This window comes from Roseovarius tolerans (assembly GCF_900109855.1).
Taxonomy (GTDB): domain Bacteria; phylum Pseudomonadota; class Alphaproteobacteria; order Rhodobacterales; family Rhodobacteraceae; genus Roseovarius; species Roseovarius tolerans.
The window spans coordinates 39,397-53,149 of record NZ_FOBO01000005.1 but is presented as its reverse complement, the minus strand read 5'-3'; the positions used below and the strand labels follow the sequence as shown (position 1 = coordinate 53,149).

Annotated in this window: 15 protein-coding genes; 7 read left to right on the top strand and 8 right to left on the bottom strand. The window is 63.2% G+C overall.

Annotated elements, in window-relative coordinates; genetic code table 11:
• Position 1 precedes the first annotated feature (1 nt).
• The 3 genes from BMX04_RS06280 to BMX04_RS06270 form a co-directional block, all read right to left on the bottom strand.
• A complete protein-coding gene (locus tag BMX04_RS06280; protein WP_083398106.1) occupies positions 2 to 1,594 on the bottom strand; it encodes a phospholipase D family protein in 1,593 nt (530 codons plus the stop codon).
• Positions 1,595 to 1,853: 259 nt separating this feature from the next.
• The gene (locus tag BMX04_RS06275) at positions 1,854 to 2,855 is read right to left on the bottom strand and encodes a YihY/virulence factor BrkB family protein (protein ID WP_074785484.1); all 1,002 of its coding nucleotides are present in this window, start codon (positions 2,853 to 2,855) and stop codon (positions 1,854 to 1,856) included.
• Positions 2,856 to 2,864: 9 nt separating this feature from the next.
• Complete coding sequence (locus BMX04_RS06270) at positions 2,865 to 3,044, bottom strand: PLDc N-terminal domain-containing protein (protein ID WP_050663196.1); 180 nt, start codon at positions 3,042 to 3,044, stop codon at positions 2,865 to 2,867.
• A 238-nt stretch (positions 3,045 to 3,282) separates the two neighbouring features.
• On the opposite strand from BMX04_RS06270, the gene BMX04_RS06265 reads away from it, so the two are divergent.
• The gene (locus BMX04_RS06265) at positions 3,283 to 4,386 is read left to right on the top strand and encodes a PRC-barrel domain-containing protein (RefSeq protein ID WP_074785483.1); all 1,104 of its coding nucleotides are present in this window, start codon (positions 3,283 to 3,285) and stop codon (positions 4,384 to 4,386) included.
• Positions 4,387 to 4,474: 88 nt separating this feature from the next.
• Here BMX04_RS06265 and BMX04_RS06260 read toward each other — a convergent pair whose 3' ends face one another.
• The 5 genes from BMX04_RS06260 to BMX04_RS06240 all read right to left on the bottom strand — a co-directional run bounded on the left by BMX04_RS06260 (position 4,475) and on the right by BMX04_RS06240 (position 8,547).
• Complete coding sequence (locus BMX04_RS06260; protein ID WP_050663194.1) at positions 4,475 to 5,239, bottom strand: TIGR02186 family protein; 765 nt, start codon at positions 5,237 to 5,239, stop codon at positions 4,475 to 4,477.
• Positions 5,239 to 6,153 (bottom strand): sulfite exporter TauE/SafE family protein, encoded by a 915-nt coding sequence (locus BMX04_RS06255; protein ID WP_074785482.1) that lies wholly within the window; start codon positions 6,151 to 6,153, stop codon positions 5,239 to 5,241. The genes BMX04_RS06260 and BMX04_RS06255 overlap by 1 nt, the downstream gene beginning before the upstream one ends.
• Before the next feature lie 153 nt (positions 6,154 to 6,306).
• Entirely contained in the window at positions 6,307 to 7,623 is a 1,317-nt protein-coding gene (locus tag BMX04_RS06250; protein ID WP_074785481.1) for an MATE family efflux transporter, read from the bottom strand.
• Positions 7,616 to 8,125: a PaaI family thioesterase gene (locus BMX04_RS06245; RefSeq protein WP_074785480.1), complete on the bottom strand. Its 510-nt coding sequence runs from the start codon at positions 8,123 to 8,125 to the stop codon at positions 7,616 to 7,618. The genes BMX04_RS06250 and BMX04_RS06245 overlap by 8 nt, the downstream gene beginning before the upstream one ends.
• Positions 8,125 to 8,547, bottom strand: coding sequence for a PaaI family thioesterase (locus BMX04_RS06240; RefSeq protein ID WP_050663190.1), 423 nt, complete (start codon positions 8,545 to 8,547; stop codon positions 8,125 to 8,127). The genes BMX04_RS06245 and BMX04_RS06240 overlap by 1 nt, the downstream gene beginning before the upstream one ends.
• A 117-nt stretch (positions 8,548 to 8,664) precedes the next feature.
• Between BMX04_RS06240 and BMX04_RS06235 the strand changes: the two genes are divergently transcribed.
• The 6 genes from BMX04_RS06235 to BMX04_RS06210 all read left to right on the top strand — a co-directional run bounded on the left by BMX04_RS06235 (position 8,665) and on the right by BMX04_RS06210 (position 13,742).
• On the top strand, positions 8,665 to 9,033 hold the full coding sequence (locus BMX04_RS06235; protein WP_074785479.1) for a MerR family transcriptional regulator: 369 nt from the start codon (positions 8,665 to 8,667) through the stop codon (positions 9,031 to 9,033).
• 173 nt (positions 9,034 to 9,206) lie between these two features.
• Complete coding sequence (locus BMX04_RS06230; RefSeq protein ID WP_050663189.1) at positions 9,207 to 9,608, top strand: MerR family transcriptional regulator; 402 nt, start codon at positions 9,207 to 9,209, stop codon at positions 9,606 to 9,608.
• A 36-nt stretch (positions 9,609 to 9,644) separates the two neighbouring features.
• Entirely contained in the window at positions 9,645 to 11,423 is a 1,779-nt protein-coding gene (locus tag BMX04_RS06225) for an acyl-CoA dehydrogenase C-terminal domain-containing protein (RefSeq protein WP_074785478.1), read from the top strand.
• Between the two features lie 43 nt (positions 11,424 to 11,466).
• Positions 11,467 to 11,679, top strand: coding sequence for a hypothetical protein (locus BMX04_RS06220; RefSeq protein ID WP_050663187.1), 213 nt, complete (start codon positions 11,467 to 11,469; stop codon positions 11,677 to 11,679).
• A 25-nt stretch (positions 11,680 to 11,704) separates the two neighbouring features.
• Positions 11,705 to 12,838: an acyl-CoA dehydrogenase family protein gene (locus BMX04_RS06215; RefSeq protein ID WP_074785477.1), complete on the top strand. Its 1,134-nt coding sequence runs from the start codon at positions 11,705 to 11,707 to the stop codon at positions 12,836 to 12,838.
• Positions 12,839 to 13,106: 268 nt separating this feature from the next.
• Positions 13,107 to 13,742 (top strand): glutathione S-transferase family protein, encoded by a 636-nt coding sequence (locus tag BMX04_RS06210; RefSeq protein ID WP_074785476.1) that lies wholly within the window; start codon positions 13,107 to 13,109, stop codon positions 13,740 to 13,742.
• The last annotated feature ends 11 nt before the right edge of the window (positions 13,743 to 13,753 follow it).

The following is a 13,753-nucleotide window of genomic DNA, read 5'->3' as shown; positions in this document are numbered from 1 at the left end:
TTCAGACGACCTCGTCCGGCATGCCCGGGATCGGCGCGGCGATATCACGTGCCACGTCCGAATCGTAGCGCACCAGAAAGCCCTGCCGCTTGCTGGGCGGCAACGCGCTATTGCTCTCCACAAGGCGCTGCCAGTGCCCAAACGCAGCTTGCGGATCAAGATAGGCGGCATCTGATTGCGGCGGCAGCCAGTGCCCCATCACGCGACGGCGCAACTCCTCGACATGGGCGGTCTGATCGAGGTAGATCCCGGCCTCGCTATCCCAGCGCATGCTGCGACCGTTGAGATTGGCCGAGGACAAGATCGCCCCGAAATCATCAAAGATCGAAACCTTGGAATGCACGTAGACCAGCGGCGCGTTTTCCAGCGCGTCGCGCCCTTCGCTCTCAGTCTTACGCGGCTGCACCGGCGAGGCCACCAGAAACCGATCCGAGCCGAACGCGCGTTGCAACCGCGTCAGGCAGCGCACCTGCTGGTATTCGCCGTAGCGCAGATCGAGACCCTGATTGCTGTCAAAGGCGGCGTCCTCGGGGGCGGCGGGCAGGATCACGATCAGTCGCAGACCGGGACATTCGCGGGCGCGCCGCGCAAGCGCGCGCGCCAAAGGCATATGTCGCAGAAACTGCGTCTCCAGGTAGATCAGGTGGCGCGCCCGGCCGATCGCCTCGATATGGCGGGTCTCGATTTCGCGCAACACGGTTCGGGGCGCAAGGCGGAGCGGCATCCCGCGACGGCGGCGCGACAAGGTGCGCAGAAAACCGGGCGCGGCGGGAGGCGGCGCTGCGCGCCCCGCGACACTGTCGAGGAAACTCTCCAGATGGGCCTGAGCGGCCTGGGCCACGGGCCCCGTTGCAATGGCCTGTATGTCATGCCACGTGCGTTCGGCGGCGCGGCGGTGACGCTTGGTATCGTAGCGCCGCTCGTTCAGGTCGAGCCCGCCGATATACAGCGTCTCGCGGTCGAAAACGGCCATCTTCTGGTGATGCGTTGCCGGAAAGAGATCAACCGGGCGGAGCGGAAAGCAAAGTTTGCCGTCACCATTCTCGTAACAGATTTTCTGCAAGCGGGGGGTTTCGACCCTGAAGCGCTGGCGTTCCGGATCACTCATCTCGTGCCAGGTCCGGGCCAGTTGGTTCATCTTGTGGCGCACGAGGGGATAGAGGATCAGCCGCGGCACCAATCCGGTCCGCGCATCATGCAGCGCGAGGGTGAAGTCGAGCCGCCCGCAATCGCGTGTCAGTTCGCGCACCGCTGCGATCTGGCGCAGCGTGCGCCAGGCCAGCTGGTGCAGTTCCGGCGCAGCCACTGGATCGAAGTCGGAGGTCACCAGACGCACCGCGACACCGCGATCGAGCGTGTGGATCATAAGGTCCATCCAGGTGGTGCCGATCTTGAGCGCCTCGGGCGAGCGCAGTCGCGTGGAAAGGTCGATGACACGGAAACTGGCGATGATCTCGGATTTGGCCGTCAGAAAGGCCCGCTCGAACGCAGGGTATGCCTCTTCGGCGGTGACCAGCACATCGAATTTTTCGACGCTCGCTGCGCTGGCGGGCTCCGGGTCGGCGTCTGGTTTGGTTTGCGATGTTTTTTCCATGATCTCGCTACAACGTGTTGTTTGCCTCCTGCACGTCCAGAACTCATTTCTCGCGCGGGCGGGTCGACCCTGTTTTGAAAAAGCCCCCGCCCTGCTGGGGACGGGGGCCAGGCACCCGATGGTATCGGCGGGTGGCCCAGGCTCATCGGGAATGGGGACAGGGATGAACCTGGACAAACCAGCGTATGTGGCGCTGGCTTCAGTCAACCAACCGCTTGGGGCGGGAAAAGTTCCCAATTCTCAGGTTTGTTTGACGACCTCAGTGCTTCTGGGCATGCGGTGCGCGGTCTGGTACTGGATGCAATTCACCATCGCTGTCGGCGATGTGATCGGCGACGACGGCCTGTCGCTCACCGGCGGGCCGGGGCGCGCCGATCGTGGTATCGCACCCCGTCTCAAGCTCGATCTCGGCATTGAGCAGCGCCCCGAGAAGCACGACATAGGCGCTAAGATAGAACCACAGGAGCAACGCGATTACCGCCCCGATCGAGCCGTAGACCTCGTTCAGGGAGCCGAAATTGCGCAGGTAGATCGAAAACGCGACCGAGCCCGCCGCCCAGGTGACAAGCGAGAACAGAGCACCCGGGCTGATCCAGGCCACCCGCGCGCCGCGCCGGTTCGGCCCGTGCCGATAGAGCAACCCGATGGAAAACAGCACCACGCCCAGCAGGATCACCCATTTCAGCGCGCTGATCAGTGCCTCCACCCCGAACGGCAGCACCATCACCGAGAGCACGATCGGCACCAGAATGACGGCGGCAAAGGCAATGATCGCCACCCCGATCAGCAACAGCGTGAGCCCGATGGCCACGAGGTAGCGCCAGAGCGGGTTGCGGCGGTGCTCTTCGCGGTAGACGGCATTGAGCCCGCGTATGAGGGCCGCCACGCCATTGCGCGCGGTCCAGACCGCCAGCAGAAGCGAGATGATGCTGGTCAGTTGCAGCGTCGAGTCGTTCGAGCGGATCAGCGCATCGATCTGACCCTCGACGATGCCATAGGCGGCTTCGGGCAGGAGTTGCTGCGCCATGCCAAGCTGGCTGGCGATGGTCTGCGGATCGGCGACGATCCCCCAGATCGCGATCAGCGCGGCAATCGCGGGAAAGATCGACAGCATGGTATAGAATGCCACGCCCGCAGAGATCAGACCCAGATTGCGGCTGTCGGATTCGCCCATGACCCGGCGCAGGACACGCCACCAGGCGCGCCCGCTCAAATCCCGGGGGCGTGTCGCGTCGCGTGTTTCGGTCGCTGCGTCACTCATGGCGGTGCCCTAGACCGAGCGCGGCCCGGCGATGAGCCAGATGAGGAAGCCCAGAAGCGGCAGCAGAAGGACCAGCAGGACCCAGAGCACCTTCTTGCCGGTGCTTTCGGCCGATCCGATCACGGATACGATCGCCCAGACGTCGAGGATCAATAGGATGATCCCGCCAATTCCTGTCACTTCCAGCATGTGGTCTCCTTTTCCGTGTTCCGCTTGCCCGCGCGTCCTGTCGGCAGGACGTCTCTGAACGGGCGCGCCCGCGTCACTCGCGCCCTTGTGAAACGCAACAGGTGTCGGTCTGGTTCCCGCGAAAAATATGGAAAATTTTTGGCTGCGGATGAAACAACCGACGCACCCCGAGGGTTGTGATCCCGAGGCGCCGGAATGCATTGGCGCCGACGGAATACAACTCGGAAGGAGTATGACCATGAAACGTTTTCTCGCAACCACAGCCATCGTGGCCCTCGCAGCAGCGCCGGTTATGGCCGACACGAACGCGGACAAGGAAAGCGACATGAAGGCGAGTGAGTCCGCCGAAATGTCCCAAAGCCAGTCTGACAAGGCCGCGAAATCCAACGCAAGCGCCAAGGTCGGCGACAAGACCATCCACGCCGCCGACATGATCGGCGAGCCGGTCTATATCCGCAGTGAAGACGCGTCGGATGAAGAGATCGCCGACAGCGTGAGCCAACCTGCTGACAACTGGGAGCGTGTGGGCGAAATCGGTGACCTCATCCTCACGAAGGATGGCGGTATCGACTCCGTGACGCTTGACGCCGGTGGCTTTCTCGGGATCGGTGAGAAGCATGTCAGCACCAGTATGAATGAGTTGAAGTTCGTCTCGTCCGAAGGTGGTGACAACGCCGAATCCGAATCGGGAGCCGCGCAGCATTTCTATGTCGTGTTCACTGGCGACCGCAGCGCGCTTGAAGACCGTGACGAGGTCGATGAGCAAAGCGAACGCGATAGCGGCAACAGCTTCTGGAGCGACGAGTCCGACAAGCAGCAGTCCAAAGACAAGATGGACGGTCAGGCCAGCAACGAGAACACTGGCAACGCCAGCAGCGAGCAGGCCAGCAACGAGAGCACTGGCAACGCCAGCAGCGAACAGGCCAGCAATGAGAGCACTGGCGACACCACCAGCGAGCAGGCCAGCAATAACGCCTCCGAGCAGGGCACGCAGACCGCGTCTGACGAGTCGGACATGTCCGGTCAGGCCAGCGGGTCGGCCGAGCTGAACACCGATCAGCGTAACGCGCTGACTGCGGATGATCTGCAGGGTCTCTCGGTCTATGGCTCCAACGACGAAAGCATCGGCGAGATTTCGGAACTCGTCCTGAGCGACAACGGCGACATCTCGCAGGTCGTCATTGATGTCGGCGGCTTTCTCGGGCTTGGCGAAAAGCCGGTCGCCCTTCCGTTCGAGGAGGTCACGCTGCGCGAGGGTGGCGATGATATGACCGACACCCTGCGTGCCACGGTCGCACATAGCAGCGAAGATCTCGAAGGCATGAACGAGTGGGAAGGGTAACCCCCTTTAACCCCAGTCTCGTCTTCAGGCCGGGCTCTACGGAGCCCGGCCTTTTTCATGTCTGAAAGCCGGGCCTCGTGGGCCGAACTCAGCCACGCCGCATGATCTGGAATGCTGCGGATGCGCCCCAACCGGCGGCAATCGCTATGGCCAGCGACATCAGCCCGTAGAGCATCGGCTGTTCGCGCGACATGGTAAAGAGCCAGCGTTCCAGCCCCACCTTTCGCACGTCGATCACGGTCTGATACTGCGATACCACACGGCCCTCGCGGGTCAGGAAGATGCGGGTCTGATAAGCGCCTTCGGTCAGGTTGGCGGGCAGGCTGATCGCGGTGCGGAACAGCGTCTGTTCATCCAGAACCACCGCGCTTTCGCGCATCTGATAGGCGTTCTGGTCGCGCTTGATGCGAATGAGCGCATCGGTGAAATTCCCGACATCGACATTGGGGGCCATGCTCGCGGCCCCGACCGAGCGGATCGCGCGCGGGATCGAGATGCGGTGACGCAGATCCTCGGTATTGGACAGCACCTTGTCGAGCGGGCCGGTGGTGGCCACGGCGTAGAAACTGGGCGCGGCATCGAGATCGACCATGTCAGTATTGATCCAGATGCCGAACTGCCGGTCCTTGCGGCGCACCTGCACCGGCAATGACGGCCCGGAGACGGTGATCACCACATCGAGCGTCGTTTCGGGGATCGGGGCCTCGCGCTTGACCGCGCCGAAGATCAGGATTTCCGATCCGTCGAAGGTCGCGGTGATCGCCACCTTGTCGCTGGACAGGCCCAGCACCACCTCTTCGGCGCGCAACGGCGCGGCGGCGAGGATCAGCAGGGCAGCCAGACGCCAGAGCATCAATGCCCCCCCGCCGCGCCGAGCGAGTAAAGCTCGGACGGCTGCAACAGCAGGTCGAGCGCCAGTTTGCCACAGACCACCAGCACCATCATCGCCAGCAGGATGCGCAGCTGTTCGGCCTTCATCTTGGTGCCGATCGAGGTGCCGATCTGCGCGCCGATCACGCCGCCCACCAGCAACAGCACGGCAAGCGCGATATCCACGGTGAAGTTCGTTGTGGCGTGCAGCATGGTGGTAAAGGCGGTGACGAAAATGATCTGGAAGAGCGAGGTTCCCACCACCACCTTGGTCGGCATGCCAAGGAGGTAGATCATCGCAGGCACCATGATGAACCCGCCGCCGACACCCATGATCGCCGCGAGAATACCGACGCTGACGCCCACGAGAAGCGGCGGGATCACCGAGATATAGAGGCCCGAGGTGCGGAACCGCATCTTGAACGGCAGGCCATGCACCCAGCCGTGTTTCTTGCGCTTGGGGGCTGCGCCGCGCCGGGTGTTGCGAATGGCGCGCAGGCTCTCGAAGAACATCATGCCGCCGACGACGCCAAGGAAGACGACGTAGCACAGCTTGACCAGCAGATCGACCTGGCCCATGGATTTCAGGTAGTTGAACAGCACCACGCCCAAGGCGGCCCCGAAGAGGCCACCGATCAGCAGCACCGTACCCATTCGGAGATCCACCGTCTTTCGCCTGAGATGGGCCAGAACCCCCGAGAACGACGAGGCGACGATCTGGTTGGCCTCGGTTGCGACGGCGACGGCGGGCGGGATGCCAATGAAGAACAGCAGCGGCGTCATCAAAAAGCCGCCGCCGACCCCAAACATGCCCGACAGCACACCCACAAGCCCGCCCAACCCCAGAAGCAGGAAGGCGTTGACCGAAACCTCGGCTATGGGGAGGTAGATTTGCATGGTATCCCTTAGCCTCATCCCCGCTTTCATTGCAAGGGAGAGCGCCTTGCGAAACGCCGCAGGCCCGATCAATTCTTGTTATCTGGACTTAACTTTCGTGATCTTCGAATGTTGGTCCGGCATTCAGGAGTTTGCGGAGGACCGAGCCTTAGGCTAGCCAACAGCACGCTCCAGCGCAGGATAGCGCAGGCCGAGGGTTACGCCGCGCGCGACAAAGCTGACCAGAAGCGCCAGCCACAGCCCGTGATTGCCGAGCGACGGCACCAGCGCCGCCGCTGCCGCCACATAGACCACGAGGCTGAGCGCCATCATGTTGCGCATGTCGCGCGAGCGGGTGGCACCAATGAACACCCCGTCGAGCATATAGGCGGCAAGCCCCAGGATCGGGGCGGCGGCCATGTAGATCAGATAGCTGCGCGCCTCGGCCTGCACCTCGGGCACTTTGGCCATGAGATCAATGATCGCGCCGCCGAAGGTCGCAAAACCGACGGCCAGCGCGATACAGACCACCAGCCCCCAAAAGCTGGTCATCAGCGCCCCACGCCGCAGCAGGGCCACTGCGCGGGCACCATACGCCTGCCCCACCAGCGCCTCGGCGGCGAAGGCAAAGCCGTCGAGCGCATGGGCGGTGATGTTGAGGAACTGGAGTAGCACCTGATTGGCCGCCAGCGTCACATCGCCGAAATCCGCGCCCAGAAACAGGAACGAGATGAAGATGATCTGCAGCATCAGCGAGCGCAGCAGGATATCGGTATTCACCATGGCCATGTTGCGCAGACGCGCGCGATCAAAGACGCGCGGCCAGTCGCGCCAGGCGGGCACGCCGAAGGCATCGCGGCAAAACCAGAAGCCGAGCGCCAGCCCGCCCCATTCGGCGATCACCGTGGCCTGCGCCACGCCGGTCACGCCCATATCGAGCCATAGCACCAACCACAGGTCGAGCCCGATATTGACGCCGTTCATCAGCACCTGGATCATCAGCACCGCGCGCGTGCGCTCCTGCGCAATCAGCCAGCCGGTCATCCCGAAAAGCGCGATCATCGCAGGCGCGGACCAGACGCGAATGGCCATGTAGTCGCGCGCGAGAGCCTCGACCTCGGCACTGGCGGGGGAGATCTGGAAGGCGGCCCAGAAGATCGGGACTTGCAGGGCGATCACCATAAGGCCCCCGGCAAAGCCGATCATCAGCGCGCGGGTGAGCAGGGCCGCAACCTCGCCGGTTTGCCCTGCCCCATGCGCCTGACTGGTCAGCCCCGTGGTGCCCATCCGCAGAAAGCCGAAGATCCAGTAGAGCCCCGTGAGGATTACCGCGCCGATGCCGACCGCGCCGATGGGCGCGGCGAGCCCGATCTGCCCCACCACGCCGGTATCCACCGCGCCCAGAATGGGCACCGTCGCGTTGGAAATGACGATCGGCAGGGCGATCTTGAGGACGCGGGCATGGGTGACCGCGCGGGCAGTCTCACTCATCGCGGCGCGGCATCAGGAAATGGCCGGTGGCCTGCGCGAAGGGGCGCGAGCGGTTGTCCTGCCACGCCTCGACATGCACGCTGGCATAGCGACGCCCCGAGCGGTTGACCTGCGCGCGGGCATAGGCATCGCGCGGCAGGCCCGAACGCAGGTAATCGACGGTGAAATCAATCGTCTTGGGCAGGCGCGGCAGGCGGCCCTCCGTCAGTGTTTCCACGTCGGTCTTGCCGCTCTCGATCTCTTCCCACAAATGGCCCCAACTGAGCCCGATGATCGAGGTGATTTCGAGAAACGCGGCCGTCGCCCCGCCATGCAGCGCAGGCAGCAGCGGATTGCCGATCAGCTTTTCGTCAAACGGCATCACGGCGGTCAGCTCGTCGCCGCGGCGCTCGAACTGCACGCCGAGAAAGCGGATGTAGGGCACGCCCTCGACCAGCGCCTTCAATGCGGCATCGCGGCGCTGCTTGACCACCTGCACGGGTTCGGGACGGGCGCGCGCCATCAGCCGCCCTCCACGGTGAAGGTGCCGGTGGCGGTGGCGACGGGGCGGGCGCTGTCGTCGTCCATCGCACGGGCGCGCACGAAGGCCACCGAACGGGTGATGTGATAGCACTCGGCCTCGGCCCGGATCGCCTGTCCCGGCGTGGCCGGGCGCATGTAGTCGATGCGCAGGTCGATGGTGGCTGTGCCGCCGGGCGACGCGGGATGACTCATTGCCGCCGCCCCGCAGCAGGTATCCATCAGCGCCGAGACCGCGCCGCCGTGAATCACCCCCGTCTCCGGATCCCCGATCAGGCGGTCGTCATAATCCATTTCGATCTCCGCGCGACCCTCGCCCATGCCGATGAGGCGCAGGCCAAGCGCGCGGGCATGCGGCAGCGCCTGCATGAACTGCTGCGCGATCCGGTTCTTCTCGTCATCCATGGGCATCCCCGCTGCGATCTCGCGCCCTTTATGGGACGCAACGGGCCGCGGCTGCAAGAGCGACGGTTGCACGGCACGCGCCTTGGCCCTAACCTGACCCTGCAGGAGGGCCGGACGATGGTGGAGAACAGACTGTCCTTCAAGGAGATGTGCGCGAAATACGACGTCACGCCGCGAACGTTGCGGTATTACGAGTATATCGAGCTTTTGCAGCCGGAGCGTGAGGGGCGGTCGCGCTATTACGGGCCGCGCGAATGCGCGCGTATGACGCTGATCCTGCGGGGGCGGAAATTCGGATTTTCGCTCGAGGATATCCGCCAATGGCTGTTGATCTACGAGCATGAGGGCACCGACGCGCAGATGCGCAGCTGGATCGACCTTGCCGACCGACAGCTTGCCGAACTCGCCGAACAGCGCCGCCAGATCGACGAGGCGATGGCCGAGTTGCGCCAGCTGCGCGATCAGACCGAGGCGAATCTCGACTGAGATTAGGCTGACGCGGGGGCAAGAAAATGTCCCGATATATCCCTTTACCTTGCCTTATCTTACGTCAATTTGAAAGTGACGTGACGTAGCGGTTACGTAAAGCCGCGCGACTGTTGTAACCATAGGGCACCCGACGCAGATATTCGCTAGATGCTCTGCGACGAGGCGATGCAATGACTGATGACGTGATGACTATCCGGCAGATGTGCGAGGCGTTCGACGTCACCCCACGCACCCTGCGATTTTACGAGGCCAAGGAACTGCTCTCGCCCATTCGGCAAGGACAGCGCCGCCTCTTCACCCGGCGCGACCGCGCGCGGCTGAAACTGATCCTGCGCGGTAAGCGCTTCGGGTTCAGCCTCGAGGAACTGCGCCAGTTGCTCGATCTCTACGACAAGGGGGATCAGCAGCACACCCAGATCGCCCGCGCCTATGAGGTGGCAAAGGCGCGTCTGGCCGAGATGGAAACGCAGCGCGACGAGCTGGAGGCCGCAATCTCCGAGTTGCGCGAACAGATGACATGGGGCGAGCGCATGCTGGCCTCGCTCAAGGACAACCGCGACGCCGCCGAGTGATACCGGCACGGCCATTCTTTAGGGAGAGAGAACCAGATGCCAAGCTACACCGCACCGACCCGCGACATGCAATTCATCCTGCATGACGTGCTGAATGTGTCAGAGCAGGACACGCCGGGCTATGCCGAACTCGACCGCGAGTTCACCAGCGCGGTTCTGGGAGAGGCCGGCAAGATTTCCTCGGAGGTCCTGTCGCCACTGAACCCGGTGGGCGATAGCGAGGGCTGCGTGCTGGAAAACGGCGTGGTGCGCACGCCCAAGGGCTTCAAAGCGGCGTTCGATCAGGTGCGCGAAGGCGGCTGGACCGCGCTTGATCTGCCCGAAGAGTATGGCGGTCAGAACATGCCTTACGTGCTGGGCACCGCCGTGGGCGAGATGTTCTCGGGCGCCAATCAGGCGTTTACCATGTATCAGGGCCTGACCCATGGCGCGGCCTCCGCGATCCTCGTGCATGGCTCGGACCAGCAGAAAGAGACCTATCTGCCCAAGATGTTCTCTTGCGAGTGGACCGGCACCATGAACCTCACGGAGCCGCATTGCGGCACCGATCTGGGCCTCATGCGGACCAAGGCCGAACCGCAGGATGATGGCAGCTATCTGCTGACGGGGCAGAAGATCTTCATCTCCTCGGGCGAGCATGACATGGCCGACAACATCGTCCATCTGGTGCTGGCCAAGATCCCGGGCGGGCCCGAGGGCATCAAGGGCGTGTCGCTCTTCATCGTGCCGAAATTCATCGTCAAGGACGACGGCAGCCTCGGTGACCGCAACGGCGTCACCTGCGGCAAGATCGAAGAGAAAATGGGGATCCACGGCAACTCGACCTGCGTGATGAACTATGATGGCGCCACCGGTTGGCTCTTGGGCGAAGAGCACAAGGGCATGCGCGCCATGTTCACCATGATGAACGAGGCCCGGATCGGCGTCGGCATGCAGGGGCTGGCACAGGCCGAGGTCGCCTATCAGAACGCGCTCGCCTATGCCAAGGACCGGCTTCAGGGCCGCGCGGTGACCGGCACGGAAAACCCCGACGGCCCCGCCGATCCGCTGATCGTGCATCCCGATATCCGCCGCTCGCTGATGGATCAGAAATCGTTCATCGAGGGCGCGCGCGCCTTCATGCTCTGGGGCGCGGAACTCATCGACCGCTCGCATCGCGGCGAGGACGCCGCCGCAGAGGGGCTGATTTCGCTGATGACCCCCGTCATCAAGGGCTTTATCACCGATGAAGGCTATGACATGACCGTGCTGGCGCAGCAGGTCTACGGCGGGCATGGCTATATCGAGGAATGGGGCATGTCGCAATTCACCCGCGACGCCCGCATCGCCATGATCTACGAAGGCGCCAACGGCGTTCAGGCCCTCGATCTGGTGGGCCGCAAGCTGGCGCAGGACAGCGGCAAGCACGTGATGGCCTTCTTCGAGATGATCAAGACCTTCCTCAAGGAGAACGAGGGCGACGAGGCGCTGAAGAAAGACTTCCTCGACCCACTCAAGGCGGCGTCTAAGGATCTTCAGGCCTCGGCGATGTTCTTCATGCAGAACGGCATGAAGAACCCCAACGCAGCACTTGCCGGATCCTATGACTTCATGCACCTTTTCGGCCATGTCTGCCTCGGGCTGATGTGGGCGCGGATGGCCAAGGCGTCCCATGCGGCGCTGGAGGCGGGCACCACGGATGAGGCGTTCTACAAGACCAAGCTGGCGACGGGCCGTTTCTACATGAAGCGCCGCCTGCCCGCGACCGCGCTGCATCTGGCGCGCATCGAGAGCGGTGCGGAACCGGTGATGGAGCTTGACGCCGAGGCGTTCTGAAAAAGGGGTGGGGTTGAACCCCACCCGACGGGAGGAGGAACCGATGCCGAAACGCTTTCGCCTGACGCGCCGCTTCAATGCCGCGATGACCGAGGACGGTTATCGCCGGTTGCGCAAATTCAGCCAGGAGGCGGGGCTCGACGAGGGCGAGGCGCTGTCATTTCTGTTCGAGAATTTCGACAGCGTGATCGATGAGGACACGTTTGCGCATCGGCTCAGGATCTTCAATTCGGAGCTCGACGCGCGCAAACGCTGACCATTCAGGGACGGGAGGCCCGGCGATGACATGGATGACGGACGAGCACCGGATGCTCGGTGAGATGACGGCCAAGTTCATCACTGATGAATGGCGCCCGCATTACGAGCGCTGGCGCAAGGCGGGCATCATGGACCGCGAGACATGGAACCAGGCGGGCGAATTGGGCTTGCTCTGCCCTTCGATCCCCGAGGAGTACGGTGGCGCGGGCGGTGATTTCGGACATGAGGCAGTGATCTGTCTGGAGCAGAGCCGCGCCAATCTGGCAAGCTGGGGCAACCCCATTCATTCCGGCATCGTCGCGCATTACATCCTTGCCTATGGCAGCGAGGAGCAAAAGCAGACCTGGCTGCCGAAAATGGTCTCGGGCGAGATGGTCGGTGCGCTCGCCATGTCCGAACCGGCCGCCGGATCGGATGTGCAGGGGATCAAGACCCGTGCGGTGCGCGACGGCAACGCCTATCGCCTGTCGGGGCAAAAGACGTTCATTACCAACGGGCAGCATGCCGACCTGATCATCGTCGCCGCCAAGACCGACCCCAAGGAGGGCGCGAAAGGCACCTCGCTCGTGGTGGTCGAGACCGAGGGCGCGTCGGGCTTTGCACGCGGGCGCAATCTGGAAAAGGTCGGGCTGCATGCGGGCGACACGTCGGAATTGTTCTTCGACAATGTCGAGATCCCGCCCGAGAACATCCTGGGCGGCGAGGAGGGGCGCGGCTTTTATCAGATGATGGAGCAACTGCCGCAGGAACGGCTGATCATCGCCTGCGGCGCGCAGGGCGCGATGGAGGGCGGGGTGGAGCGCACGATTTCCTACTGCAAAGAGCGTAAGGCCTTCGGCGGACCGATCCTGCAATTCCAGAACACCCGCTTCAAGCTGGCGGAATGCCAGACCAAGACCGCCGTCTGCCGCGCCTTCATGGATGAATGTATCAGTGAGCACATGCGCGGGGAGTTGAGCGTCGAAAAAGCGGCGATGGCGAAGTATTGGCTGACCGATGCGCAGGGCGAGGTGCTCGATGACTGCCTGCAACTGCATGGCGGCTATGGCTACATGCAGGAATACGACATCGCCGAAATGTGGGCCGATGCCCGCGTGCAGCGCATCTATGGCGGCACCAACGAGATCATGAAAGAGCTGATCGCGAGGGCGCTGTGAGGGTCCGGACGGTGGCACATAGGGCAAATGCCGGATGCCTCCGGCGGGAGTATTTCGGGCAAAATGAATGGGACAGGTCCACCCTGTCCGATGCGCGGGCCGATTGGCATCAGACACCGGAACAGGGCTTCACCTTGCGCGGTCATCGGCTCTCCAGCCTGTCCCGCGCCTTCGATCAAAGCGCATTAACGTTAATGCTCGGTGAATCCCCACAGGCTTCACCTTTCCAAAAATACTCAAATCCAACACCGCAACCGGGAGCCACGCCATGACGATCAAACTCCACTGCTTCGGCGAGAGCGGCAATGCCTACAAGGCGGCGTTGGCGCTGGAACTGGCAGGTCTCGACTGGGCGCCTGTCTTTGTCGATTTCTTCGGCGGCGAGACGCGGCAGGCGGATTTCCGTCACATCAACGTGATGGGCGAGGTGCCGGTGCTGGTGGATGGCGACGTCACCTTGACGCAATCGGGCGTCATGCAGATGTATATCACCGAGAAGACAGGAAAATTCGGCGGAGAGACGCCTGAGGAGGCGCGCGAGGTGATGCGCTGGATGTTCTGGGACAATCACAAGCTCAGCTCTCAGGCCGGGATGACGCGGTTCCTGATGAATTTTCTTCCCGAGGAGAAACGCCCGGCGGAGGTTATCGGCTTCATGCAGGGGCGGCTCAAGGCGGCCTATGCTGCGCTCGACGCGCATCTGGCGGGACGTGACTGGATCGTGGGCAAGGCTCTAACCAATGCCGATCTGAGTTGCTGCGGCTACCTCTTCTACCCTGAGCCTTTCGGTTTCGACCGCAAGGACTGGCCCGAGATCGACCGGTGGCTCTCGAACATCGAGGGCCTGCCCGGCTGGAAACACGCCTATGACCTGATGCCCGGCAGCCCTGCTGACCGCGCGTGAAAAAGGAGACC